Source organism: Clostridium sp. (genome assembly GCF_032552055.1).
GTDB lineage: Bacteria > Bacillota > Clostridia > Clostridiales > Clostridiaceae > Clostridium.
The window spans coordinates 1-4,301 of record NZ_JAWGSV010000264.1; the positions used below are offsets into that span (position 1 = coordinate 1).

Here is a 4,301-nt window from a genome sequence, read left to right on the forward strand (position 1 = left end):
TTTTACAATTATCTTTTAAAAAGTTAAATTTATAGATAAACAGTTAAATTTATCAATTAAAAAAATGGAAAAATTAACATTTTCCCATTTTTATCAATATATTTGTATTTTTTTTCTATTTTTTATAAATTACGTGTAGAATTTTATGAGCAATATAACTATTAGGTTTCATAAGATAATCTTCATATAATTTTATTATCATAGGGTTTTCATGAGATTTTCTTATCTCTTTATTAAAATCATCTCTATACACTGCATCCATCCTCTTTTTTAATATATTCCTATTAGATCTTATATAAGGTTGTCCTCCCCCATCTATGCAACCTCCAGGACAAGCCATAACTTCTATAAAATGATATTTGGATTCTCCTCTTTTAATTTCATCCATAATCTTTTTAGCATTTCCTAAGGAACTAACTACTGCTATATTTACAGTCTTTCCATTCATCTCTATAGAAGCTTCCTTTACACCTTCTAATCCTCTAACAGCTTCAAACTCAATTTTTTCTAATTTTTCTCCAGTTATCCACTCATAAGAAGTTCTGAGTGCTGCTTCCATAACACCTCCACTAGTTCCAAATATAGTTCCAGCTCCACTTGACATACCTAGTGGATTATCGAATTCAGAATCAGGAAGCTTTAGGATATCTATTCCAGATTCTCTTATAAGCTTAGCAAATTCCCTTGTAGTAATAACTATATCTACATCTTTTACTCCTGAATTATCTTTCATTTCTTCTCTATTACACTCATATTTTTTAGCAATACACGGCATAATTGAGACAACAGATATATCTTCCCTTTTTACCTCTAATTCTTGTGGTAAATAATTTTTAGCTACAGCTCCAAACATTTGTTGAGGTGATTTACAAGTAGATACAAGCTCCATATTATCGTAATAATTATTTTCAGCATATTTTACCCATGCTGGACAGCAACTAGTTATTAGAGGTAAATTTTCTCCTAAAGTAAATCTTTCAATAAATTCATTTGCTTCTTCCATTATTGTTAAGTCAGCTGCAAAATTGGTATCACATACTAACTTGAAACCTAATAATCGTAATGCTTTTACTATCTTACCTGTAGATAATGCACCTGATTCTAAACCAAACTCTTCAGCTAATGCATATCTAGCTGCTGGAGCAATTTGGACAACTGTAAATTTATCTTCATCATCTAACAAATCCCAAATCTTTCTATAATTTAAATTTTCCTTTAAAGCACCTGTTGGACATACTGCAACACATTGTCCACAGTAAGTACAATTAGTTAGCTCTATAGCATCATTACAAAAAGTAGATATATTGGTATTAAATCCCCTATTAGCTAAAGTTATTGCATTTACCTTTTGTATATCATTACAGGCTGTTACACATCTTCTGCATAAAATACATTTTTCCCTATCTCTAATAAATCCATCAGAAGTATCAATATCAAAAGATGTTCTCTCCCCTTGAAAGTTTTTTTCATCTATACCAAGCTCTGCTGCTAAACTTTGTAGCTCACAATTAGTATTTTTCTCACAATTTAAGCAATCCTTAGGGTGATTTGATAAAAGTAATTCTGTAATAGTTCTTCTAGCCCTTACAGCCTTTAATGAATTAGTTCTAACTGACATTCCTTCCTTAAGTTCTGTAGCACAAGATGGTAGTAAACCAGATTTACCTTCTATCTCTACTACACAAACCCTACATGTCCCCTTACAATTTCTAGTCTTACCATCAACCATTTGCATATGACATAAGGTAGGTAGATGAATATTAATACTTCTAGCAGCATCTAATATACTTGTACCCTTTTCCACTTCTACTGATACTCCATTTATTTCTGCCTTTATCATTATATTTCACCTCCTAAGCTAGTTTTAATAATTGCTTTTGTCGGACAAGCTTCAAAACATAAACCACACTTAATACATTTTTCTAAAATAATAGTATGCTTTTCTCTGAGCTTTCCTTTAATAGCTAAAACAGGGCAAGCTCTTAAGCACTTAGTACAACCTATACAATCATCTGTTATTCCATACTTTACTAATCCCTTACATACTCCTGCACTACACTTCTTATCAATAACATGCTCTTCATATTCCTTTCTAAAGAATTTAATAGTACTTAAAACTGGGTTTGGTGCTGCTTCACCTAATCCACAAAGAGAAGTATCTTTAACTACTTCACAAAGTTCTTCAAGCTTCTTTAAATCATCTATAGTTGCTTTTCCATCAGTAATATCTTTTATCATCTCTAAAATTCTTTTATTCCCAATTCTGCATGGAGTGCATTTACCACAAGATTCATCAACACTAAACTCTAGATAAAACTTAGCTATATCTACCATACAATTATCTTCATCCATAACTATCATCCCACCAGAGCCCATCATTGAACCAATAGCAGTTAATGTGTCATATTCTATTGGTAATTCTAAATAATCTGTTGGAATACACCCTCCAGAAGGACCTCCTGTTTGTACTGCCTTCAATGCCTTATTCTTAACAATGCCACCTCCAATTTCGTATACTATATCTTTAAGTGGCATTCCCATAGGAATCTCTACTAATCCTACATTATTTATATTTCCAGCTAAAGCAAAAACCTTTGTTCCTTTTGACTTTTCAGAACCAATATTACTATACCAGCTTGCACCATTGTTAATAATTTGACTAACATTAGCAAAGGTTTCTACATTGTTAACACAAGTTGGCTTTTGCCATAAACCTTTTTCTGATGTCCTTGGTGGCTTCATTGTAGGTTCTCCTCTTAATCCTTCTATGGAATGAATTAATGCTGTTGCTTCTCCGCAAACAAAAGCACCCGCGCCATATTTTATTTCTATATCGAAATTAAAGCCAGTATTTAATATATTTTCACCAAGTAATCCTATTGCTCTAGCTTGCTTAATAGCAATTTTTAATCTATGAACAGCTAATGGATATTCAGCTCTAATATATATATAACCCTTATTAGATCCTATAGCATATCCACAAATAGCCATGGCTTCTAATACTAAATTAGGATCTCCTTCTAATATAGCTCTATCCATAAACGCTCCTGGATCACCCTCATCTGCATTACATATTACATACTTTATTTCACCTTCAGCCCTTCTTGCAGTTTCCCACTTTCTACCTGCTGGAAAACCTCCGCCACCTCTTCCTCTTAATCCTGAATCAGTTATTTCCTTTATAACTTCTTCCTTACTCATGGAAGTTATTACTTTACCAAGGGCAGTATATGCACCTACAGCTAATGCTTCTTCTATGCTCTCTGGATCTATTACTCCACAGTTCTTTAAAGCTATCTTTACTTGTTTCTTATAAAAAGGAATTTCTTCTTTTACCTTTATTCTTTCCTTAGTTTCTTCATCTTCATATAAAAGTCTCTCTACTATTTCTCCTCTAACAATATGACTTTCTATAATTTCCCTTACATCTTCTTCTTTTACTTGTGTATAAAAGACTTTATCTGGCATTATCTCTATTACTGGTCCCTTTGCACAAAATCCAAAACATCCAGTCATTATAACCTTTACTTCATATCCTAAATCTAGTCTTTCTAATTCATCCTTAAATGACTTACCAATACTATCTGCCCTAGAAGCCTTACATCCAGGCCCTCCACAAATAAGAATATGTCTTTCTTTTATTTCCCCTTTATTAAATTTTTCCGGATTTTCTCTAACCTCTATTTGTTTTTTATAAAAATCTACCTTTTCTAATAATTCATTATAATTCTTTATCTTCTCCATACTAACCTTGCTCCCTTAAATTATTAATTAATTCATTAACTTGAGGCTTAGCAAAATATCCGTAAACCTTATCATTAACTAGAACTACAGGTGCTATTGCACAGGAACCAACACATCTTAAAGTATCTAAGGTAAATAATCCATCAGAGGTAGTTTCACCTTCTTTAATACCTAATACCTTTCTAAAATCCTCTAAAATATCATTAGCGCCTCTTACAAAACAGGCTGTTCCAGTACAAATGCTGATTACATACTTACCTTTAGGTTCTGTTGAAAAATAGGAATAAAAAGTTATTACTCCATACACTTTCGAAAGAGGTATATCTAGCTTATCTGCAATATACTCTTGTACCTCCCTTCCTAAATATCCATATAGACCTTGTGCATGATGTAAAACTGCTATTAAGGAGCTTTCCTCATCATTCCCATCTTGGATAAATAATTCTAATTCCTTGAACTTTCCACACTTATCCTCCAAATTTATCTCCCCCTGTATTGTATTAGTTTTAATAATTTTCTGAATATTCTTATAATTATATGTTAGCACAATGTATTTC

Annotated in this window: 3 protein-coding genes; all 3 read right to left on the reverse strand. The window is 32.1% G+C overall.

Annotation, left to right across the window (positions count from 1 at the left end; all coding sequences use genetic code 11):
• Positions 1-115: 115 nt before the first annotated feature.
• From E6248_RS13755 to E6248_RS13765, 3 genes are read right to left on the reverse strand one after another with little or no spacing between them, the layout of a single operon-like run.
• Entirely contained in the window at positions 116-1,840 is a 1,725-nt protein-coding gene (locus E6248_RS13755) for an NADH-dependent [FeFe] hydrogenase, group A6 (protein ID WP_316341360.1), read from the reverse strand.
• Entirely contained in the window at positions 1,840-3,744 is a 1,905-nt protein-coding gene (locus E6248_RS13760; protein WP_316341361.1) for an NADH-ubiquinone oxidoreductase-F iron-sulfur binding region domain-containing protein, read from the reverse strand. The genes E6248_RS13755 and E6248_RS13760 overlap by 1 nt, the downstream gene beginning before the upstream one ends.
• Position 3,745: 1 nt before the next feature.
• Positions 3,746-4,222, reverse strand: coding sequence for an NAD(P)H-dependent oxidoreductase subunit E (locus E6248_RS13765; protein ID WP_316341362.1), 477 nt, complete (start codon positions 4,220-4,222; stop codon positions 3,746-3,748).
• Positions 4,223-4,301: the final 79 nt, after the last annotated feature.